Source organism: Glutamicibacter sp. BS14 (assembly GCF_056934375.1).
In genome coordinates this window covers 3,685,239-3,707,425 of record NZ_CM167801.1, presented here as the reverse complement: position 1 = coordinate 3,707,425, position 22,187 = coordinate 3,685,239, and the positions used below count along the sequence as shown (strand labels likewise).

The window sequence follows — 22,187 nt, the reverse complement described above, 5'->3', positions numbered from 1 at the left end:
TAGTGAAAGGTGTAGCCGTCGATGCTATCCGAGGAAACAATCACGGCCATTGCCGATGAGCTGGTCCAGGCCGGCGAGACACGGACTCCCGTGCCGCGTCTGACCGCACGCTATCCAGAAATGACGGTAGAAGATTCCTACCGGGTCCAGAACCTGTGGCGCCAGCGCTCCGAAGCCGCTGGCCGCGTGCTGGTCGGCCGCAAGATCGGGCTGACCTCCCGCGCCATGCAGATGGCTACCGGAATCACCGAGCCTGACTACGGAATCATCTTCGATGACATGGTCTACGACTCCGGCGCGAAGCTGAAGTGGGAAGACTTCACCGGTGCCCGCGTGGAGATGGAGCTGGCCTTCAAGCTCAAGAAGGGCATCGAAGGCCCGCGGGCGAACATTTTCGATGTGCTCGAAGCTACCGAATACGTCATCCCCGCTTTGGAAATCCTCGATGCCCGCGTGGAGATGGAAGGCCGCACCATTGTGGATACCATCAGCGACAACGCCGCCATGGGTGCCATGGTGATCGGCGGCAACCCGGTCAAGCCGGAGAACATCGATTTACGTTGGGTCTCCGGGATCTTGTTCAAGAACCAGACCGTCGAAGAAACCGGTGTCGCAGCCGGTGTGCTGAACCACCCTGCCGCTGGCGTGTACTGGCTGGCCAACAAGATTGCCCCGCACGGCGACAAGCTCAAGGCCGGGGAAATCATCCTGGCCGGATCCTTCACCCGCCCGATGTGGGTCAATGCAGGGGATACCGTCTTTGCCGATTACGGACCGCTAGGAACTGTGACATGTCATTTCGAGTAGAAGCGGATCCGTCGCTGAAGGATGCGCTCAAGGACGCCGACCACTCGTTGGCAGGCATCTGGGTCTGTTCGGCTTCCCCGCTGATCGCTGAAATCTGCGCAGGCGCAGGGTTCGATTGGTTGTTCATCGATGGCGAGCATTCGCCCAACGACCTGCAGAACATCTTGGCCCAGCTGCAGGCCGTGCGCAGCTACCCGGTCGTTCCAGTGGTCCGCCCTGCGGTCAACGATCCGGTGGTGATCAAGCAGTTCCTGGACCTGGGCGTGCAGTCGCTGATCATCCCGATGGTCAATGATGCCCAGCAAGCCGCCGCTGCCGTCGCCTCCTGCCAGTACCCGCCCAAGGGCGTACGCGGTGTCGGTTCCGCCCTGGCCCGCTCGGCTCGCTGGAACCGCATCCCCGAGTACCTGACCCGCGCTGATGAGACCATCACCATCATGGTTCAAATCGAAGCGGATGAAGCGGTGCGGAACGTCGAGGAAATCGTTGCCACCGAAGGTGTTGACGGGATTTTCATCGGTCCATCGGACTTGGCCGCCTCCATGGGCGTCATCGGCCAGCAGAGCCACCCGGACGTGGTCGCTGCGGTGATCAAGTCCATCAACGCCGCCAAGGCCGCAGGCAAGTATGCCGGGGTCAACGCCTTCGACCAGAAGAGCGCCCGCGAATACATGGCCGCCGGCGCGGATTACGTCGGCGTGGGTGCCGACGTGGCACTGCTGGCGCGTGCCACCGAAGCGCTGGCTGCAAGCTTCAATTCCGAAGCCCAAAGCGCTGCTCCGGACAGCTATTAGCCCAGTGTTCTAGGCAACCCTTCAGGTCATCATTGCGCGTCGATCGAGGCCGGTCGGCGCCAATGATGGCAACATTGAAGATGATGAGCCGCGAAAAGAAACCCATGAAGGCAGTGATGTTGCGCCTGCGCAACGGCTGGCCAATGCCCCTGGCGTTGCAGGGGGTCTTCGAGATACTGCAATCCGTGGTCTTTTGCCTTGCCCTGATCACGCTGCCGCTGGTCGCCGTCTATTTCAGCGGAGGCTTCCTCGAAGACTCGTTTGAGGCCATCTTGCAGTTCGGCGGCCTCATTTGGCTGCTTATCCACGGCGTGCCGGTGGAGATCCTGAATCTCGGCCCCGAAGCTGACCCCAGTTCAGTGACCGGATGGGTCACGCTGATCCCGTTGGGGCTATCGCTGTTGCCGATCTTGTTCTGCTTGCGTGCAGGACGGCGCATCGCTCGTGCTTCCTACACCGACCAGCTCTGGCAAGGGCTGCTCGGCGCCTTCGTGGCCTACGGGGCCATCGGTACCGGTATCGGGTTCCTCGCCAATAACGCGCATGCGCGGGTCAATATCATCGCGGCGACCTTCATTCCGCTGATCATCGCGCTGGTGGGCCTGATCATTGGCGCGCGGCGCGAAGCAGGCTCCTGGGCTCGCCTTTTCGGTGTCGATACGGCCGCCTATATCCAGCGGATCTCACCGCATCGCCGCTGGGCCGGATCCTACGTATGGCATGTGATCGTGGCCGGGTTCCTCGGCTATGTCGCTGCCGTGGGAATCTCCGGATTGCTGCTGGCCATCAACCTGGGCGTGCACTGGACCGACGTCGCCAACGTGTCGCAGGAGTTGCGCCCCGGCCCGATCGGCTCGGCCGCGCTGACCACGGTGCAGCTGTCCTTCATCCCGAACGCAGTGTTCTGGGTCTTGTCCTGGATCAGCGGTGGCGGTTTCAGCATCGGTACCGGCAGCACCCTGTCCACCTTGGAAACCACGGTGGGTCCGCTGCCGTCGCTTCCGATGCTGGCTTCCCTTCCTTCAGGAGAGATGGCCCATCAATGGCTGTTCCTGCTGATTCCCGTGGCCGCGGGCATCGTGGCCGGCTGGTACTTCCTGCGCGTTGGCGAGAACCACCTCGAAGACTGGTTCGCCCGTCGCATTCCGTTCAATGCCCTGTCGCTGGCGGCATCGACCGCGTCCTTGGCGGTCTTCACCGGCATTGTCTGCGGGCTGCTGAGCCTGATCGGTTCCTGGCTGTCATCGGGCTCCCTGGCCATTGGGCGACTGGTTGAGATCGGCCCGAACATGTGGGCGACCGCAGGTGCCTTGGCACTGCAAATCGGCGTGGGCACCTCGATCGGCTACCTGATTGCCCCGCTGTTCGAGACCGACCCGGTACTCGAAGGCTAGAGTCTTGCCGCTGTTGGCCTAGGTCAGGCTGGCCAGGACCAGCGGATCGCCATCGGGGCGGTTGATGGTGATCGTCCCCAGCGCACTGGCAGTCGACTCCTCCATCACCAGCAGCACCGAATCATTCTCGGCAACTACCTGGATATCCTCGGCTTCAAGTTCGGGATGCTCGGCGCGAAGCTCGGAGATGGAGTTCTCCACCGTCACGTCGCTGATGCCAGCCGGCATCAGGTAGGTGACGGTCTTGAAGCTGTTTTCACCGCCATCGACCTTGAGCGGAATACCGTTCTGGACCACATAATCCATCGTCGGGCAGGTGGTCCCGGCGATCTCGTAATCGCCATCTTCTTCCACGGGCTTGGGAACGGCGATCATGCACAGCTGGCCTTCGTTGCCTACGGCGACGTAGTGCCTGCCGAAGTCCGAGGTGGCCAGCAGGTGGCGGGTTTCCGCGTCGTAGGACTCGGTATCCTCAAAGCCTTCAGGAAGCTTGTCTTCATCATCCTGCGTTTGCACCAGAAGCGGCATGTATTCTTCAGCCGATGGGACTGGAGCAGCGGATTCACCGGTCTCCGGAATCCCGGCAGAACACGCGGTCAAGGACAGCAGCCCGGTGAAAGCCAGTGCAGAAATTTTCCCGAAATATGGCTTGGGCATGACTGCCTGGCTCCTTATGTAGAACTGTTTTCGCGCGTACGCCAAGAAGTCTAGCCAAAGGGCAGTGCACCTGCCATTTGGCCCCTTCGTTTGTGTCGGGCGCGCCTAGCTGGTCTGCGGAGCCAGATCCCACAGATGATGCATGACGTCATGCCAGGCATACTGATTCAGCGTTTCAATGGTAAACGCGGCACCGTTCGAGCGCAGGCCGCGGCGGGAATACTGCGCCGGGTCGATGCTCGACAGCTTCGCGGCGTAGCGGGCGGCGCTTTCGCGCAACAGCTCGGCGACCTGCCCTGCAGGCAGCGAATTGTAGTTTCCCTCGTCGGCGGCCCGGTCCTGGTCCCAGTTGGGGAACGTCGGGTCATCGTGCTCAAGCATCAGGACCAGGCGCCCGGTCATCACCTGCAGCATTTCGGCGACGTGGGCCACGTACTCCTGGTCGCTCCAGCGGGTAGGGTTCGTGCGGGTCTGCGCATCGGGGCGCGCGAGCACTTCGATGTAGCGGTCCACGCACACCGGAAGCTGGGTCATGGCATCGCCGGGCGAGATGCCGCGCACATCGACGGCGCACTGCGCGCACACCGCGTCCAGGACAACGGTCCAGTCCTTGCCGTCGGGAACTATCTGGCTCATCAACTTCTCCACTTCGAATGGCGCTCTTACGGCCAGTCTAGGGCCGGCGCGGCAACGGTGCCGGGAAAAGGCCTGCGGATCGAAACGCCATGCAACATTGCGTCCGGGATGAAGCGTCGGACCCGGCGAACCGTAGAATTGAATTCATGCGCATTGTGGTTTTGGTTTCAGGTACCGGTTCTAATCTCCAGGCAGTCATCGACGCAGTGGCCGACGGCCAGCTGGACAATGTCGAGATTATGGCCGTGGGAGCGGATAAGCACGGCACCTACGGCGTGCAGCGTTCGGCTGAAGCCGGAATCGAAACGTTCGTCGTGAACTTCAAGGACTACGCGGATCGCGGCGAATGGAACCATGCGCTCACCGGAAAGTGCTTGTCCTACGCCCCGGACTATGTTGTCTCCTCCGGTTTCATGCGCATCGTCGGCGAGGAATTCATCAACGCCTTCGACGGCACCTACATCAACACCCACCCTGCGCTGCTGCCGTCCTTCCCCGGCGCCCACGGCGTGCGCGATGCGCTGGCCTACGGCGTGAAGGTCACCGGCTGCACCGTGCACATTGCCGATGCCGGGGTTGATACCGGTCCGATCCTGCGCCAGGAAGCCGTGCCGATTGAAGAGCACGACACCGAGGAATCGCTGCATGAGCGCATCAAGCTCGTCGAGCGCCGCCTGCTCATTGCCACGCTCGCCGATCTCGCCAAGGGAAAATAGGGCGCTGCCCACCGCGTAAAATTGGTGGGGAGATGACTGAACCTACGCCGCTGCCCTTGCAGGCACCAGAAACCGAACTGTTTACCGAAGCAGAACTATCCGCCGCTTTGAAGGTCCTGTCGGTGGTGCACCAGCTGGATCCCGAGGATGAACGGCACATTGCCGTGCGCAGGGCCACCAGCAACATGTTCAAGGCGGCCAAGCGCTACCGCAAGTCCCAAAAGCGTGCCGAGATCAGTGCCGCGGACAGGGCCGTGATCGAGCGCACCGCCACCGGCTCGCCGCAACGGCTGGATGACGAAACCCTCGGCCTGGACCTGAGCAGTTCAACCGGAAGCGCAAGCGCCGGGGAATTCCGCAAGCCGCGTGGCTGCTACATCTGCAAGCAGCGCTACACCACCGTGGATGCCTTCCACCATTATCTCTGCCCTGACTGCGCCGCACAGGGACGCGAACGCAGGGACGCGCGCGCGGACCTGAGCGGCAAGCGCGCCTTGCTGACCGGCGGGCGAGCCAAAATCGGCATGCACATCGCGCTGCGGCTGCTGCGCGATGGAGCCCACACCACCATCACCACGCGTTTTCCCAAGGACGCCGCACGGCGCTTCGCGGCACTGGAGGACAGTGCCGAATGGATGCACCGGCTGCGCATTGCCGGCATCGACTTGCGCGACCCGGCACAGGTCATCTCCCTGGCTGACCGCGTGGCTGCCGAAGGTCCGCTCGATATCCTGATCAACAACGCCGCGCAGACCGTGCGGCGCACGGCCAACTCCTACCAGCATCTGGTCGAATCCGAGCAGCAGCCCCTGGCCGCGCAGTTGCTGCCTGGCAACGGGGGACCGGAGCTGTGGGGCGAAGCGAACCCGCCCTCCGAGCATCCCAAGGCCCTGGCCAGTGCCTTCCGCCTGGAAGAATCAGCCCTGCTGGCCCCGGCGGCATCGGAAAGCTACGATGCGCAGCAGCTGGCCGATCTGGCCATGCGGGCCGGCTCCGCATCGCTGGAACGAATCGCAGCGGGAACCGCAATCGATGCCGGGGGCTTGATCCCGGACGTGGTGACGGAGAATTCCTGGACGCAGATCCTGGGTGATGTTGATGCCCTGGAAATGCTCGAAGTGCAGTTGTGCAATGTCACCGCCCCGTTCCTGCTCGCTTCGCGGCTGCGCCCGGCCTTGGCCGCCAGCGGGGCCCGGCGCAAGTACATCGTGAACGTCTCGGCGATGGAAGGCCAGTTCTCCCGCCGCTACAAGGGGGCCGGGCACCCGCACACCAATATGGCCAAGGCCTCGCTGAACATGCTCACCCGCACCAGCGCGGAAGAGATGCTGAAGACCGACCGGATCCTCATGAGCGCGGTGGACACCGGGTGGATCACCGATGAGCGCCCGCATGATGCGAAGGTCCGGAAAGTTGCCGACGGGTGGCACGCCCCCTTGGACCTGATTGATGGCGCAGCCCGGGTGTACCAGCCGATCGTTGACGGGGAACGCGGCATTGACCTGTATGGCTGCTTCCTCAAGGACTATGAGCCATCGCCCTGGTAGGGGTCGGCGGAATCCTCCCCGGCTAGGACGCCAAGCCCGGTGATACCAACGGCCAGGGCGTAGGCGGGGTCGGTTATGCGGTTGCTCCGGACGGGACAATGATCCAGTGATTCCCGCAAGCCAGGACCGTGGATTGCAGCGGGGCTGGCCCTTCGCACGCCATGGCGTGCGAAGGGCCAGCCCCGGAACCCGCGGTTACCTGGCCAGGGCGAAGCGCAGGGTGCGCACTTCGAAAGCGCCCAGCTTCAGCGGCACAGCACCATCGGAAAGCTCGATGGCCTGCCCCGCCAGCTCATCTTCCAGCAGGCTCGCGGTGGCTGCAGACAAGGCCTGCGCGTTGACCAACAGGCTGCCGCTGGCACGGCGCCCCAGGGATTCATAGACCCGCACCACCAAATCGCCGGAGTGGTCCGCAGCCAGCTTCACGCTGGAAATCACCAGGCCTTCGCCGGTGACCGATACCAGCGGGTCCACGCCGTGGGCGCCATGGACGACTCGCTCTGCGCTGTTGAGCAAGGCGCCGGCTTCTGTTGCCATGGCCACGTCCGCGCCGATGACCAAACCGTAGCGGTGGGCCTGCAGGCCTTGGTCGGTTTCAGGATCCGGGAAGCGCGGGGCTCGCAGCAATGACAGGCGCATGGTTGTCGTGACGGCCGCGTCCTTGGCATCGCGGGTGACATCGAATCCGTAGATGGAATCATTGACCAGTGCCGCGCCGAAGCCGGGTTCCTCGGCCAGCACGAAGCGGTGCATGGAAGTTTCGAACTTCGCCGCTTCCCAGCTGGTATTCACGTGGGTAACGCGCTTGTGGTAGCCGAACTGGGTTTCGGCAATTGCATGCTCGGCACGGATATCCAGCGGGAAGGCGACCTTGAGGAATTTCTCTGCCTCATGCCAATCGGTACTCTGCGAGATCTGCACGGTCCGCGAGCCTGGCGCCAGCGATAGTTCCTGGACCAGCGTGGATTTGGAGAAGCTGCGGGCAATCGTGATGACCTGGCTGCCGTCCTCGCGCGATGACAGCTCCAGGCTATCGAGCTCGCGCAGGTCGGTGACCTGGTTGCGGTAGTACTTGTCCACGTCCCAGGCATCCCACATGTTCGGGAAGTCCTGGTGCAATTGCAGCAGGTTCGCTTTCTGGCCCTCGGCAATAGTTTCACGGCCGGTAGCCAGATCCACCGCGGAGGCAATCAGGCCCTGGGCATTGACCGCCACCCGGATGACCGAGTTATCCAGGATGTAGCCGCCATCGGCTGCGGTTGCCCGGACCGCGGAAACAGGAACGGTTTCCACTTCCCTGGCCTGGCCGAAGGCCAGGTTATTGCGCGTGAACGCCGCACCGTTGAATGCAATAGGGGTGGACCCTTCGCCAGCCAGCTGCTGCTGGGCGGCGCGGATCAGCGCTTCGGCCTGCTCGATGACCTGGGCGTAGCGTGCCACCACTTCGCGGTGCACCCAGGCGATGGAGGTGCCGGGCAGGATGTCATGGAACTGGTGGAGCAGCACGGTTTCCCACAGTTCGTCGAGCTGCTCGTACGGGTATTCGGCCCCGGTGCGGATGGCTGCGGTAGCTGCCCACAGTTCGGCCTCGACCAGCAGCTGCTCGGTGCGGCGGTTGCCCGACTTGGTCTGGTGCTGGCTGGTCAGCGTGGCGCGGTGCAGCTCCAGGTAGAGCTCTCCCACCCATACCGGAGGGTTGGGCAGCTCGGCCTTGGCCCGGTCGAAGAAGTCGTTCGGGTGTTCCCACCGGACTTTCGCACTGCCTTCCAGATTGGCCAGGCGCTTGGCTTTGCCGGTCATTTCCCGGGTGGTGCCGCCGCCGCCATCGCCCCAGCCGACCGGTGCGATGGAGTTGTTGGCAAGCCGCGCTTCGCGGAACTGGCGCGAGGCCTTGGCGACTTCCTCCCCGGAGAGCTGCGAGTTGTAGGTGTCCATCGACGGGAAGTGGCTGAACACGCGCGAGCCGTCGATGCCTTCCCAATCGAAGGTGTGGTGCGGGAATTTGTTCTGCTGGTTCCAGGAGATCTTCTGGGTGAAGAACCATTCGAAGCCGGCCCGGCGCATCAGCTGGGGCAGGGCAGGGGAGTACCCGAAGGAATCGGGCAGCCATACGCCCTTTGAAGCGATGCCGAATTCGTCGCGGAAGAATATCTGGCCGTAGAGGAACTGGCGGACCAGCGATTCACCCGAGGGCATCACGGTATCGGACTCGACCCACATGCCGCCCAGCGGCAGGAAGCGCCCGTCGGCAATGGCCTTCTTCACCCGATCCCAGACCTCGGGGCGATGGGTCTTGAGCCACTTGTACTGCTGGGCGCTGGACATGCCGTAGAGGAATTCTTCCTCGTCGCCCAGCAGCTCCACCATCGAGGAGCAGGTGCGGGAGACCTTGCGGATGGTTTCGCGCAGCGGCCACAGCCAGGCCGAGTCGATATGCGAGTGGCCGATCGCGGAAATCTGGTGCGCACTGTGCTCGGCTGGGGCGGCCAGGACCGCTGCCAGCTCCTTGCGGGCGGCCTGCGCGGTCTCGGTAATCCGCTGCAGGTCGAGCACGTCCAACGCGTTGTCCATGGCCTGCAGCACCTGCATCTTGCGCGGGCCCGCCGGCAGCTGCTCTTGCAGATCCAGCAGCACCTCCAGATCCAGCGACAACTCGTGTACTACGGATTCAAAGACCGCCAGGTCCATGCGGCGGGTGGTGTACAGCCGGCGCGAAGACGAGGTAAGGATATCGCCCTGCTCGGTGGGGAGGAACGGGTGGTAGTCCAGCAGCACCGGGTTGGATGCCGCTTCCAGGTACAAGTCGATGACCTCATTGCCTTCGGCCTGACCGGTAATGGGCACCCACTGGTTGCGCGGGTTGATCGCCTTGATGGTGATGCCATCGGGCCGGTAAACCAGGCCCTCGCACTGGAAGCCGGTCATGTTGACGTCAAATCCCAGATCAATCACGGCTTCCACCCGGCGTCCGGCCCAATGCGCCGGAACCTGGCCCTGCAAATGGAACCATGTGGTGCCCCAGGCCGCGCCCCACGGGGTACCAACCTCTGTGGGCTGGTAGTCCAGTGCAAGGCCCTGCGCAGGAGCTATCGGCTCTCCTGGCAATTCGTGCCAGGAGAGGGTCAATGGCATGGTTTCCGAATATATCGCTGGAAGGATACGTTCGGTCAGAACGCGGCGGACGCGTCCGGTGGTCAGGGAAATGTCGTCGTGCATGAGGGCCTTCCGTTTGTGCGCTCAGCGGAAAATGAGCTCCCCTGCCAGACTACCGAAAAAATAGATGCTGAGTTGGTGCAACTCGCGATCCCCGGTGGAGCGGGGTGCTCAGGGGATGCCGTCCTCGCCACCCGTCACGTCCTCGGTGAGAACATCGCGAACGAAGTCGCCACCGAGCGGTTCTGGATTCCACCGTTCCAAGGCCCACGTTCCGCCGATGCCCAATTCCAGCAAGGAGCCACCGGTATTCTCGATATGCAGCTCTGCGGCATCGGCAGGCGCCATCTTCGTAGCCCATGCGCTGAAGACGCGAATGGCGGCACCATGGCTGAATACCGCGACCGTGCCGGAGTAGTCCTGTGCCCGGGCGATGGTTTCCAGGGCCTTGGAATATCTTTCAATGAAGTCGTAGCCGTTCGGCCCGCCGGGCATCTTCTGCTCCCAGTCGCCATGCATCCACGAATGCAGGCACATGCCGTAGGCATAGCGTGAGGCCTCGTCGGCCTGCATCTCCAAGGTGCCTGCTGAAATCTCCTCGAGGCCGTCAATGACCTGCAGCTTCTGTCCGGTGGATTCGCTCAATGGCCGGGCCGTCAGCTGCGTGCGGTTCAGCGTCGAGGCATAGATGGACTGCAACTGCCCGCCACTGAATGCCTGCGGCAGGGCACGAGCCTGGCGATGCCCCAGCGGAGTGAGGCTGGCACCCGGGTAAGCGGTATCAAGCTGCCCGGCAACATTCGATGGGGTTTGTCCGTGCCTGATGAGCTGAAAACGCATATCCGAGGATTCCTTGGCCTTGAGGTTCTAGATCCTAGGGATAGCACGGTTTCTGGAAATGCGGAATGGCTGGGCGCGGGCGCGGGGAGCAAACTTTTCGTTCTGGAAAGTTGATTTCCGCTTCGTCAGAGCACTGCCTGTCCGCTATCGTGAAATCGTCAGGTGGCAAGTCGTGCGCCAGAATTTCCTTCAGATCGGATTCCACTCATGCGTTCAGATGCTCTTCGGCGACGTGAGAACATCCTTCGAGCAGCTCGTGAATTATTTGCAGAACACGGCGCCCAGATTGCGATGGAAACTATTGCAGAGGCCAGCGGAGTGGGCATCGGCACACTGTATCGAAACTTCGCTGACCGGAATGCGCTGGTTGAAGAAGTCACCCTCGGCACGCTTGGGGATATCCGAATCGCTTCCCAATCAGCGGTTCAGCGGCTTGAAGACGGTGACACGGACGCTTGGGAAGTTCTGCTTGGCACGCTGGTCCAGCAGAATCTCGGGGCACTGAGCGAAGCGCTCGGGCTGCAATTGCCACGGAAGATCAGCCCCCGCATTCTGGAGGTCCAGGCAGAGGCCGGCCAGTCCCTGCACTCCGCCTTGGACTTGGCCAAGAACGCGAATTTGGTCCGCAAAGACGTAACGGAGATAGAACTGATTGCCACCATCGGGGCCATGACCCGTCCACTGCCGCGGGCCTTCAGCAAGAGCCAGCCTGGTTTGGAGGACCGCATCGTGCAGATCATGCGCGATGGCTTGCGCCCGCAAACTACGCAGGACTAGCAAATGCCAGCACCAGAAGGTGCTGGCATTCGCCGCTGGCCGATGATCCTTAATCCAAACTCATGCCGCGGGTTTCTGGAGCGAATCGCGCCATGAAGACGACGGCTACCAGCACCAGCGCAGTCGCGCCGGCAAACAGCCAGCCCAGCCCGACCACTGGCCACAGCGCCGCGAAAAGCAGGGGACCGAAGCCGGCGGCAAAGCGGGACATGGTCGAGGCCCAGCCAAAACCGCTGGCGCGCAATTCGGTGGGGTACAGCTCGGAAACGTAGGCATACAGCACCGGAATAGCGACCTGGACCACTACGCCGAAGACCAGCACCCAGGCAATCGCGGTCGCTGGGATATGCAGGTTCTGGGCTACGATCACAAGCACGATGCCTGAGATTGGCGCGGAGATCGCCAGCAGCCATTTACGGCCAACCCGCTCCACCAGCAATGCTGCCAGAACAACGCCCACCAGCCCCATCAGGGCCATCACCGCGGTAGCGAAGAACGACGCTGACTGGGCCATTCCGGCCTCGGTCAGAATCGATGGCAACCAGGTCAATGCCAGGTAGTAGACCAGCAAAATGGTCATGAACAGCAGCCAGCTAGTGGCGGTGATCTTCCAGGAGTACCGCCACAGCGAAGCGACCTGCTCCCACCAGCGCGGAGCCTTTTCCAATTCCACAGGTGCAATTACGTACTCGCGCTCAGTGGCCCCGGTGCGTTCCACGAGCTGGTCGATGACCGCACGGGCCTCGGCGTCGCGGCCCTTGGCTGCCAAGAACAGCGGGGATTCGGGCATGGAGCGCCGTACCAGGTACACCATGAACGCGGGCAGGATCATGACCGCCAGGATCAGCCGCCAATTATCGGCGGTGGCCATCACCCACCCCGAAACGAAGAAGGACAGTGCCGCGCCCACCGGCCACCAGCCATCCATGGCGGTGAGCACGCGTCCGCGCAGCTTGGCAGGGGTGAACTCGCCGACGAGCGCATAGTCCACAGGGATGCAGCCTCCCAGGCCGACGCCGGCCAGGAAGCGGAAGGCGACGAAGAAGCCGAAATTCGGGGACAGCGCGCCGAGGATGGTGAATAGCGAGAACATCAGAAGCGTCAGGCTGAAGGCGTTCTTGCGTCCATAGCGGTCGGCGATCCCGCCCCAGAGGAAGGCGCCCACGGCCATGCCCACCAGATTGGAAGTGCCCAGCAAGGCCGCGGTGGGACGGTCAAGCCCCCACTCTTCGGCGACCAATGGAATCAACGCGCCGTTGAGGGTCACGTCCCAGGCATCGAACATGAAGCCGAGTCCGCCGATAATGAAAATGGTGCCCTGCACCTTCCATTTGAACGGCAGCTCTTGCACGATCGATGTGCCAGAAGGCAGGGGTGCGGAAGACACAGTGGTGCACCTTTCGGTGTGCGAGCAGAAATGGTTTGTACCGCGTGAAGCATAGCCGAAAACCAGGTTCCAGGTGTAGCTCTCTACGCTTCTTCTCCCGCCACGTCAAGGCCTGTTGTCTGCGCCGGCAAGGGGGTAATCTCTGGACATGGGAGTAGATTGGACCGCTCTCGAAGAGGCTATACGGGTGACTGCCCTTCGACACGCAGCGGAAGTGATAGCTGGACACCCCGACCAGGACTTCTATGCCATTGCCTTGCATGGAGTCAGCACCGAGGAAAGCGAAAGCATCGCCATGCCGTTGCTGGCCTTGAACTCGGTGCAGGCCCTGGAACGAGATCGCCTCACGGAGTCTCGCGAGCAATTGGTGGAACGCGGTGAAGACGCCGATGAGCCTGCCGATTACGAGGACCGTCCCGATGCCGAAGGCGATGGAAGCCTTGAACCTGAAACCGTCACATTGGAAGACGATTCGCTGCTGATCACGGATTCCGATGATGAAGACGAAGACCAGCCGGATGACGAGGATTCCGACGGGGAAGATCTCGACGACGTCTTGGCCTCCTTGGAAGCGGATCTGGAAGACAGCGACGAGGAGAGCTTCTACTCGGATAAGTGGGAACCCAGCGATTGGCACTGGTCATCCATTGATTTATGCGAAGATCCCGCGGCCACGCTATGGTCCGAGGCGATGACCGGACTGGCAGCGCGTGATGGCTGGGAACCTACTATCAAGCGCTACTATCACACGCTGGTTGCGGTAGCCCGGTCGTTGCGCGAAGAGTTGGGCGAACGGACCAAGGCGGATCTCGTGGCCTATGTCGCAGATGAAGAACATGCAGAGAAACTTCTGCAGCTTTGCCTGACTGACAAGCAGCTTTCTTCATATTTCCCGCACCTTTCCTCATTGCCGGAAGGGGCTTGACACGAACTGAAATTCCGGTGCCTTCCTTGGTTAGAATGAAGGCGGTGGCCTCTGCGCTGCCCGCCCCATTCATTCTCACCGCCGGGAGAAAAATTTCGTGAGTAAGACCGTGCTGGACAAAGTCGCTATCCGTCGCGCACTGATTTCCGTCTATGACAAGACCGGCTTGGAGGAGCTGGCCGCTGGATTGCACGCCGCAGGCGTGCAGCTGGTATCCACCGGCTCCACGGCCAAGAAGATCGCTGCCGCTGGAATTCCCGTGACCGAGGTCGAGCAGGTGACCGGTTCCCCTGAAATGCTCGATGGCCGCGTCAAGACCCTGCACCCGCGCATCCACGGCGGCATCCTTGCGGACCGCCGCGTCACCGAGCACATGGACACCCTCTCCTCGATGGATATCGAGCAGATCGACCTGGTGGTGGTGAACTTGTACCCCTTCGTGCAGACCGTCGCCTCGGGTGCCTCGCAGGATGAAGTTGTCGAGCAGATCGATATCGGGGGCCCAGCCATGGTCCGCTCGGCAGCGAAGAACCACGCCGCCGTTTCCATCGTGGTTGATCCAGTTTTCTACCCGCAGGTCATCTCAGCAGCAGCCGAGGGCGGCTTCGATCTGAAGACCCGCCAGCGCCTGGCCGCCAAGGCCTACGCTCACACCGCAGCCTACGACACCGCGGTAGCTTCGTGGACCGCAAGCCAGTTCCTGGATGAGGACGGCGACGGCGTCATCGACTGGCCAGCCTACGCAGGCGTGGCCCTGCAGCGTGCCGATGTGCTGCGCTACGGCGAAAACCCGCACCAGCAGGCAGCGCTCTACGTTGACGAAGCCGCTCCAGCCGGCATCGCCCAGGCTGATCAGCTGCACGGCAAGCCAATGAGCTACAACAACTACGTGGATGCAGATGCTGCACTGCGTGCCGCATACGACTTCGAGAAGCCGGCTGTGGCTGTGGTCAAGCACGCCAACCCTTGCGGTGTGGCCGTCGCTTCGGATGACGCGGCAGATCCAATCGCTGATGCGCACCGCAAGGCCCACGCTACCGACCCGGTGTCCGCATTCGGCGGCGTCATCGCCGCGAACCGCACGGTCACCAAGGAAATGGCAGAAACCGTCAAGGGCATCTTCACCGAGGTAGTTATTGCCCCGGACTTCGAGGCCGAAGCGGTGCAGATCCTCTCCGCCAAGAAGAACATCCGCCTGCTGGCCCTGCCAGAAGGCTATGGCCGCAACAAGAACGAGTTCCGCCAGGTAAGCGGTGGCATGCTGGTCCAGGCCGGCGACAAGATCGACGCCGAGGGCGACAACCCGGGGAACTGGACCCTTGCTGCCGGCGAAGCTGCTGACGCTGCTACCTTGGCAGATCTGGAATTCGCTTGGAGCGCCGTGCGCGCTGCCAAGTCCAACGCGATTCTGCTGGCCAAGGACGGCGCTGCAGTGGGCATTGGCATGGGCCAGGTCAACCGCATCGATTCCTGCAAGCTGGCCGTGGAGCGCGCCAACACCCTGGGCGTGAAGGTCGAGTCCGGCGCGGATGCCGCCGGTGGTGCAGAGAACGCTGACGCGGCTGCTTCCGAGCAGCGCGCGCAGGGCGCGGTTGCTGCCTCGGATGCGTTCTTCCCGTTCGCCGATGGCCTGCAGATCCTGATCGATGCCGGCGTCAAGGCTGTTGTGCAGCCGGGCGGCTCGGTACGCGATGAGGAAGTCATCGCGGCAGCGAATGAAGCAGGCATCACGATGTACTTCACCGGTGCACGCCACTTCTTCCACTAGTCGAGCCGCGTCGTGAGGAAGGCTGCTGCCAAGACATCCAAATGTCTTAGCAGCAGCCTTCTTCGCTTGCTGGCAAGCTGCCAGCAGATAGGCACCAAACTTACTATGACGGCCGCCGTATGCGGGCTCTGCTCCCGTCCTCGGTACAAACCGGCAAATCGACTAATCCATCTGATTGCCTAGGGAGAATGCCAGTTTCTGAACAGCCTAATGGGTAGGGTTCTCTTCGGGGGTCGAGCAGGTGGAATGGAATTAATCGGGTCCGACGCAATATTATGTGAAGTTATGGATACTGATAAGTCACGTCCAAGAAGTTCAGCAGACAGGTCTGGAGAAGTTTCTTCGGCTTCTCCAGATATGCAAGAAAGTTCGGGGAAGAAGGCCAACAAGGTTAAGAACGCATTGCGCGGTGTCGCGAAGGAACCAGCATTTGGGATCCACCCAGGTTTGATTCCGGGGATCAGCGTTGAGGACACCGGAATCAAGTTTTCGACGCGCCGCAGCGTCTTCGTTGTGGCGTTGCTGGTTTCAACCGCGGTCTTGGTCTGGGCCATTTTCGCGCCGAGCAATCTGAACCTGGTGGGAACGACCATGCAGAGCTGGGTCGTGGAAAACTTCGGCTGGCTCTTCAATCTCACCGTGGTTGGAATCGTCATTTTCATGCTGGTGGTCGGCTATGGTCCGACGGGGAAGATCCGCCTCGGCGCCGATGACAGCGTTCCCGAGTTCTCGACAATTTCCTGGATTTCGATGCTCTTCGCTGCGGGGTTGGGCATTGGCTTGATCTTCTACGGCCCGCTTGAGCCGTTGAGCCACTTCATCACGCCGCCGCCTTCGACAACTGCCGAAGCGGAATCCGCGGCAGCGGTGCTTCCAGCCATGACCGACTCGATTTTGCATCAAGCCAGCTTCGCATGGTGCATCTATGCGTTGGTGGGCGGAGCCTTGGCGTATGCGTCCTACCGTCGCGGTCGCCTGCCTCTGATCTCCTCGCTCTTCGAACCGGTATTCCCCGGAGGAAATAACAAGGTCCTGGGCAAGATCATCGACATCTTCGCGGTGCTGGTGACCCTGTTCGGCACTGCAACCTCGCTGGGCATCGGCGCGCTGCAGATTCGTACCGGAACGAACATCATTACCGGTCTGGAGCTGGGCAACGGATATGTTGTCGTCGTGATCAGCATTCTGACCGCGGTCTTCACGCTGTCGGCCGTAGCCGGCATCAAGAAGGGCATTCGCCTGCTTTCTAATGCGAATATGACCCTCGTCGTAGCCATGGCCTTGTTCGTGCTGGTCACCGGACCCACGGTCTTCATCCTGGACTTGGTTCCTACCTCACTGATTGCCCTGATCGGCAACTTGCCTGAGATGCTTACCGTTGCCGCGAGTCAGGGCGAGGTGCAGAAGGAATACTTGACCGCCTACACGACTCTGTATTGGGCATGGTGGATCTCGTGGTCGCCATTCGTGGGCATGTTCATTGCAAAGATTTCCAAGGGCCGCTCCCTGCGCCAATTCGTGACCGTGGTGGTCTTTGTGCCGGCCGCGATTTCCATCATCTGGTTCGTCGTTTTCGGTGGCAGTGCCATCTGGATGCGGATGACCGGGCAAGACATGGAGGTGAAGAACTCAGGTGAGAATGTCATGTTCGATCTGCTCTCGAATCTTCCCTTCAGCCCGGTGATGTGGGTGGTCTGTTTGGTGGCAATTCTGGTGTTCTTCGTGACGGCAGCGGATTCCGCAGCCAATGTCATGGGCTCGATGTCCCAGTCCGGTCGACCCGAGCCCTCCAAGCCCGTGACCATTGTGTGGGCTGTCGCCCTCGGCCTGATTGCCATGTTCCTGCTGCTGGCCGGCGGACGCAACGCGCTGTCTGGCTTGCAGTCGATCATGGTAACCTGCGCCTTGCCGTTCACCGTGATCCTGATCGGCGTGATGATCTCCTGGGCCATGGACCTGAGCAATGATCCGCTGATGATCCGCCACCGCTATGCGGTCGAGGCGATCCGCGGCGGTGTCCGCCGGGGCATCGACGAGCATGGCGATGACTTCGTCTTCGGCGTGGCCGCAGTGCCCGAGGAGGAAGGTGCGGGCGCGGACTTCGAAAGCGATGACCCGGCGCTAACCGAGTGGTACACGGATACCGGAGTGCTGGATATCGTGGAAGTGAAAAAGGAACTGACCGATGAGTCCGCGACGCCTAAGGGAATCGAGGCCAAGCACGAGGAGCTTGGCGATTCGAAGCAGTCCTGAACGCTGCGCTTCCTGGGATGCAGCGGCAAGAAACCTTTGGGGCCGGGCAGGGCACCGAGTAATCGAAGGCCCGCGCGGCCCCATTTGCCTGATCGCCGCACGGAGCCCTGATCACCTTCATATTGGCGTTTTCAGCTGAACCGGCATGCGGGTGAGCTGCCACAGTAATTTAAAAGCGCAAAAATTCGAAAATTGTTGAACAACCCGTTGCAATAGTTGTTCAACAACCTGTATTGTCTTGTGCGTTACATTGATTCTGTGACAGCTGTCACCACTATCGCATTGGAACGTCATCATGGCACTTCCTGAGTCAACATCCCAAAGCAGCAAGGCGCGGCGCACGGCGCTCCTAGGCGCCATGTTCCTGATGGCCACCAGCGCCATCGGACCGGGCTTCATCACCCAGACCACAGAATTCACGGTCCAAATCGGCGCGGCCTTCGCCTTCGCCATTGTCGTCTCCATCCTTGTGGACATCGCGGTCCAACTGAACGTCTGGCGCGTGATCGGGGTATCCGGAATGCGTGCCCAGGAACTGGGCAACAAAGTCGTCCCTGGCATCGGTTGGGTACTGGCCGCACTGGTATTCATCGGCGGCATGGTCTTCAACATCGGCAATATCGCCGGCACTGGACTGGGCCTGAACGCCATGCTGGGTGTTGACGCCAAAATTGGCGGCGCCATCTCCGCGGCCATCGCCATCCTGGTCTTCCTTTCCAAGAAAGCCGGCATGGCATTGGACCGCATTGTGGTGATGCTGGGAGCCGTCATGATCCTGCTGATGTTGTACGTGGCAATTGTCGCCGCCCCACCGGTGGGCGATGCGATCCGCAACGTGGTACTCCCCGAGAAGATCGATTTCTTGATCATCACCACCCTGATCGGCGGCACCGTTGGCGGCTACATCACCTACGCCGGCGCCCACCGCATGATCGATTCGGGCACATCGGGCGTGGAGCATGTCAAGGCGATCTCCAGCACCTCGACGCTGGCAATCATCGTCACCGGTGTCATGCGCGTACTGCTCTTCCTGGCGATCCTCGGCGTTGTGGCTGGCGGCGTAGCGCTGACCAGCGACAACAAGGCTGCCGAAGCTTTCGGCCACGCCGCGGGCCCCATCGGCATCCGTGCCTTCGGCGTCATCCTCTGGGCCGCTGCGCTGACCAGTGTGATCGGTGCCGCCTACACTTCGGTTTCCTTCATCACCAAGCGCACCACCCCGGAGCGCACCCGCAACCTGATCACCGTGGCTTTCATCGTGGTCTGCGGGATCATCTACCTGTTCCTGGGCAAGGCGCCGGCAACCCTGCTGATCTTCGCCGGAGCCTTCAACGGTCTGATCCTTCCGGTGGGCTTCGCAATACTGCTCTGGGTCGCATGGCGCCGCCGCGACCTGATGAACGGATACAACTACCCCAAGGCCCTGCTGGTCATCGGCGCCTTGACCTGGCTGCTCAGCGTGTACCTCGGCTGGAACTCGATTTCGGGTCTGGCAGCCCTCTGGAACGGCTAGGAGCCAAGCAACCATGAAGGACTTGAAGAATCTCGGGCATTCCGAACGTGCGGCGATGGCCCCGAGCGAAGCTCGCGAATTGTTCCGTGCCGGGCAGGTGCTGCCTACCGCCGGGATCAGCGCTGGATATGCGCAGGCAAATCTGATCATCGTTCCACGGGAACTGGCCTTCGATGTGCTGCTCTTTGCCCAGCGCAACCCCAAGTCCTGCCCGATCCTCGGTGTCCTGGAGGCGGGGCAGACCAGCAACGAGTTGCTGGCAGGCGGGGACATCCGTACCGACGTGCCGAAGTACATGGTTTACGAAAACGGGGTCAAGGTGGATGAGCCCACCGACCTGTCCATGTACTGGCGTGATGATCTGGTGACCTTCATTGTCGGTTGCTCGTTCACCTTCGAGAGCGCACTGATGGAAAGCGGCATTTCCATCGCGCATATCGACCAGGGCGTGAACGTGCCAATGTACAAGACCAATATCCGCTCGCAGTCGGCCGGAGCGATGTCCGGTCCGATGGTGGTCTCCATGCGTCCGATTCCAGCCTCTCAGGTTGCCGACGCGGTACGCATTACCTCGCGCTATCCAGCTGTGCACGGGGCTCCGGTGCATATCGGGAACCCCCAAGAGCTGGGCATAGCAGATCTGGGGTCACCGGACTTCGGAGATGCAGTGCAGATCCCGGAAGGGACGATTCCGGTGTTCTGGGCCTGCGGCGTCACGCCGCAGGCAGCCGTGATGGAGTCCCGCCCGGCCTTGGCCATCGGCCACGCACCGGGGCACATGCTCATTACGGATATCAGGGATTCCCAATACCAGGTTCCCTAGCCCATAGACCGAACGAGGCGGCCTCACCCCAAGGGGGCCGCCAAGTTCCCACCAGGGCCTTTGGCACTGGATCGAACGCGGTGGCCTTCCCCCAAGAGGCCGCCGCGTTCCCATGTCTAAAGGCTTTGCCGCTGAACCCAGGCCTGGACTTCGGCAAGCAGTACCTGCTTGGATTCTTCATCCAGGAATGCGGATTCAAAGGAATTCCTTGCCAGCGTAGCCAACTGCCCGGTGCTGAAGTTGAAGCTTGCCATGAGCGAGGCAAAATTGGCATCCATGTATCCGCCGAAATAGGCAGGATCATCAGAATGCACCGAAACCTTCAAGCCCTTTTCGAGCATCTGCGGCAACGGATGATCGGCCATGGTGTCCACCGCACGCAAGCGGATGTTGGATAGCGGGCAGACAGTCAAAGGCATCTGCTCGTCGACCAAGCGCTGAACCAGCGTCGGGTCGTCCAGGCAACGGATGCCGTGGTCCACGCGCTCAACCTCCAGCAAGTCCAGCGCCTGCCAAATGTAGTCAGCAGGGCCTTCCTCGCCCGCATGGGCAACGACGTGCAGGCCGTGGGCGCGGGCATAGGCAAAGACTTCCTGGAACAGCTCGGGCGGGAAACCCACCTCCGAGGAATCCAGGCCGATGCCATCGATATCGTGCTTCTCGGCGACCAGCACCTTCATCAAGTCCATCGCTTCTTCCGCTGGGGCATGGCGCCAGAAGCACGCGATGAGCTTGTGGGAGATCCCCCAGCGTTCTGCGCCCTCGGCCAGGCCGGAACGGATGCCGGCGATGACCTCGCCCAGGCCCAGTCTGCGCTGGATGTGAGCTTGTGGATCGAAGAACAATTCCACATGGCGCACGCCGGAGTCATGGGCGCGCTGCAGGTAGGCCACGGTGATTTCGTGGAAGTCTCCAGCAGTGCGCAAGACCGCCATATTCGCATAGAACAGGTCGAGGAAGGATTGCAGATTGCTGAACTGGTACTTGGCACGCAGCTGGTCAACGGTGGCATAGGGCAGCTCAACACCGTTTTTTGCCGCCAGCGCCATGATCATTTCTGGCTCCAGCGTTCCCTCAAGGTGGATGTGCAATTCGGCTACAGGCAATTTCACGGGTGGTGCGACCTTCCAAGCAGGGGACGTGGGCCTAGGCCGTGATGAAACGGCGGTGGCGCGCAATGGTTTCGTTAAACCATACGTTGGCTATCTATGTGCTTGCTTGGTTTGTCCGTGCGTCGAGGAAACCCGCAGGGCGCTGGGCTTGCGGCTGTCCGCACCGGCAGGCAGGCGGCGGCGATAGCATCAAGGATCCGGAAAAACCGGTGATCGCAGTGAAAATTCCGCGGAGCAAACCCGGATTTGGCGTCGGGGGCATCCTTGGAAAACAAGGGTGCACAACCCGATGAGGCAAGCGCTGGAGGCTGGCATTTGCCGCAAAGCAGTGAGGAATGCACGGCGCGGATGAGATGGAAATCGCAAGTGGCATGGGCCAAGGCCCTGCTCCATGCCTACTCCGAGCGTTGGGCGATGTGGCTGAGCAATTCAGCTTCAGCGGTGTCGAGATAGCCGCGCAGGGTCTGGGCGGCTTCCAAGCGCTTTCCGGCGCGGAGCATGGCCAGCAGATTCGCATTGCGCTCTACGTAGTGCGAATGGAAATCCGGGGCGTCGCTCATGGCGTGGAAGACCAGGCGCATGCGGGCCAGCACGCGGCTCATCAGCTCCTGGAGCAGTTCGCTGTCGGAGGAGGCGACCAGCTGCTTGTGGAAGGCCTGATTGGCATTGGCCATCCGCGGCACGTCGCCGGCAGCCAGACCTGTGCGAGCCTCCTCGATGATCTTGCCCAACCGATCCAGGTCGATGTCTTGGCCCCACGCCAGGCATGCCGGCTCGACGGTACGGCGCACCGCATAGATTTCCCGCACATCATCAGCATCCGGAGAAGCCACGAAAACACCCCGGTTGGGGATCCGGGTGATGATCAGCTCGCTATTGAGCAAGGTGAAGCTCTCGCGCAAGGTATTGCGCGAGAGCCCCAACGATTCAGCCAGGGTCTGCTCGGAAAGCTTGTCACCGGGCAGTAGCTCGCCTTCGGCAATGCGGCGGCGCAGCTCATTGGCAGCCCAGAGCCCGCTGTGCGCGTGTGGGGCCTTGGCTGGATGCGAGGTGCTGCTGGTGGCTTTCATGCTTCCAATTTATCC

Annotated in this window: 18 protein-coding genes; 11 read left to right on the top strand and 7 right to left on the bottom strand. The window is 61.7% G+C overall.

The features are described from left to right. Positions 1–21 precede the first annotated feature (21 nt). The 3 genes from hpaH (at position 22) to AC1Z36_RS17385 (ending at position 2,995) form a co-directional block, all read left to right on the top strand. Positions 22–807, top strand: a complete 786-nt coding sequence (gene hpaH / locus AC1Z36_RS17395) for a 2-oxo-hept-4-ene-1,7-dioate hydratase (RefSeq protein ID WP_483561535.1) — start codon at positions 22–24, stop codon at positions 805–807. Next, complete coding sequence (locus AC1Z36_RS17390) at positions 792–1,601, top strand: aldolase/citrate lyase family protein (protein WP_105657358.1); 810 nt, start codon at positions 792–794, stop codon at positions 1,599–1,601. The genes hpaH and AC1Z36_RS17390 overlap by 16 nt, the downstream gene beginning before the upstream one ends. 62 nt (positions 1,602–1,663) lie before the next feature. After that, positions 1,664–2,995 carry a cell division protein PerM gene (locus AC1Z36_RS17385; protein WP_483561534.1) on the top strand — a complete coding sequence of 444 codons (1,332 nt, stop codon included), beginning with the start codon at positions 1,664–1,666 and terminating at the stop codon, positions 2,993–2,995. Between the two features lie 18 nt (positions 2,996–3,013). Here AC1Z36_RS17385 and AC1Z36_RS17380 read toward each other — a convergent pair whose 3' ends face one another. Continuing rightward, entirely contained in the window at positions 3,014–3,652 is a 639-nt protein-coding gene (locus AC1Z36_RS17380; RefSeq protein WP_483561533.1) for a hypothetical protein, read from the bottom strand. 105 nt (positions 3,653–3,757) lie between these two features. Next, positions 3,758–4,288: a DinB family protein gene (locus tag AC1Z36_RS17375; RefSeq protein WP_483561532.1), complete on the bottom strand. Its 531-nt coding sequence runs from the start codon at positions 4,286–4,288 to the stop codon at positions 3,758–3,760. A gap of 146 nt (positions 4,289–4,434) precedes the next feature. Here AC1Z36_RS17375 and purN point away from each other — a divergent pair, with 146 nt between their 5' ends. After that, entirely contained in the window at positions 4,435–5,004 is a 570-nt protein-coding gene (gene purN / locus AC1Z36_RS17370) for a phosphoribosylglycinamide formyltransferase (protein WP_483561531.1), read from the top strand. Between the two features lie 32 nt (positions 5,005–5,036). After that, complete coding sequence (locus AC1Z36_RS17365; protein WP_105657362.1) at positions 5,037–6,551, top strand: SDR family oxidoreductase; 1,515 nt, start codon at positions 5,037–5,039, stop codon at positions 6,549–6,551. Positions 6,552–6,746: 195 nt separating this feature from the next. Here the strand turns inward: AC1Z36_RS17365 and AC1Z36_RS17360 are convergent, their stop codons facing one another. Further along, a complete protein-coding gene (locus AC1Z36_RS17360) occupies positions 6,747–9,767 on the bottom strand; it encodes an alpha-mannosidase (RefSeq protein WP_483561530.1) in 3,021 nt (1,006 codons plus the stop codon). A gap of 108 nt (positions 9,768–9,875) precedes the next feature. After that, a complete protein-coding gene (locus AC1Z36_RS17355; RefSeq protein ID WP_402741920.1) occupies positions 9,876–10,544 on the bottom strand; it encodes a histidine phosphatase family protein in 669 nt (222 codons plus the stop codon). Positions 10,545–10,751: 207 nt separating this feature from the next. On the opposite strand from AC1Z36_RS17355, the gene AC1Z36_RS17350 reads away from it, so the two are divergent. After that, a complete protein-coding gene (locus tag AC1Z36_RS17350) occupies positions 10,752–11,321 on the top strand; it encodes a TetR/AcrR family transcriptional regulator (protein ID WP_133833191.1) in 570 nt (189 codons plus the stop codon). A 49-nt stretch (positions 11,322–11,370) separates the two neighbouring features. Here AC1Z36_RS17350 and AC1Z36_RS17345 read toward each other — a convergent pair whose 3' ends face one another. Beyond that, a complete protein-coding gene (locus AC1Z36_RS17345; protein WP_483561529.1) occupies positions 11,371–12,708 on the bottom strand; it encodes an MFS transporter in 1,338 nt (445 codons plus the stop codon). Between the two features lie 148 nt (positions 12,709–12,856). Here AC1Z36_RS17345 and AC1Z36_RS17340 point away from each other — a divergent pair, with 148 nt between their 5' ends. From AC1Z36_RS17340 to AC1Z36_RS17320, 5 genes are all read left to right on the top strand, one after another. Next, positions 12,857–13,633 carry a hypothetical protein gene (locus AC1Z36_RS17340; protein WP_483561528.1) on the top strand — a complete coding sequence of 259 codons (777 nt, stop codon included), beginning with the start codon at positions 12,857–12,859 and terminating at the stop codon, positions 13,631–13,633. A 97-nt stretch (positions 13,634–13,730) separates the two neighbouring features. Beyond that, on the top strand, positions 13,731–15,401 hold the full coding sequence (gene purH, locus AC1Z36_RS17335; RefSeq protein ID WP_105661642.1) for a bifunctional phosphoribosylaminoimidazolecarboxamide formyltransferase/IMP cyclohydrolase: 1,671 nt from the start codon (positions 13,731–13,733) through the stop codon (positions 15,399–15,401). Between the two features lie 357 nt (positions 15,402–15,758). Beyond that, a complete protein-coding gene (locus AC1Z36_RS17330) occupies positions 15,759–17,654 on the top strand; it encodes a BCCT family transporter (RefSeq protein WP_181148832.1) in 1,896 nt (631 codons plus the stop codon). Between the two features lie 295 nt (positions 17,655–17,949). Then, positions 17,950–19,167, top strand: a complete 1,218-nt coding sequence (locus AC1Z36_RS17325; protein ID WP_105657371.1) for an NRAMP family divalent metal transporter — start codon at positions 17,950–17,952, stop codon at positions 19,165–19,167. Between the two features lie 13 nt (positions 19,168–19,180). Beyond that, positions 19,181–19,990: a putative hydro-lyase gene (locus AC1Z36_RS17320; protein WP_402741923.1), complete on the top strand. Its 810-nt coding sequence runs from the start codon at positions 19,181–19,183 to the stop codon at positions 19,988–19,990. Positions 19,991–20,106: 116 nt separating this feature from the next. On the opposite strand, the gene AC1Z36_RS17315 is transcribed toward AC1Z36_RS17320, so the two are convergent. Beyond that, positions 20,107–21,102, bottom strand: a complete 996-nt coding sequence (locus tag AC1Z36_RS17315) for an adenosine deaminase (RefSeq protein WP_402696597.1) — start codon at positions 21,100–21,102, stop codon at positions 20,107–20,109. 395 nt (positions 21,103–21,497) lie between these two features. Next, a complete protein-coding gene (locus AC1Z36_RS17310; protein WP_365945765.1) occupies positions 21,498–22,172 on the bottom strand; it encodes a GntR family transcriptional regulator in 675 nt (224 codons plus the stop codon). Between the last annotated feature and the right edge of the window lie 15 nt (positions 22,173–22,187).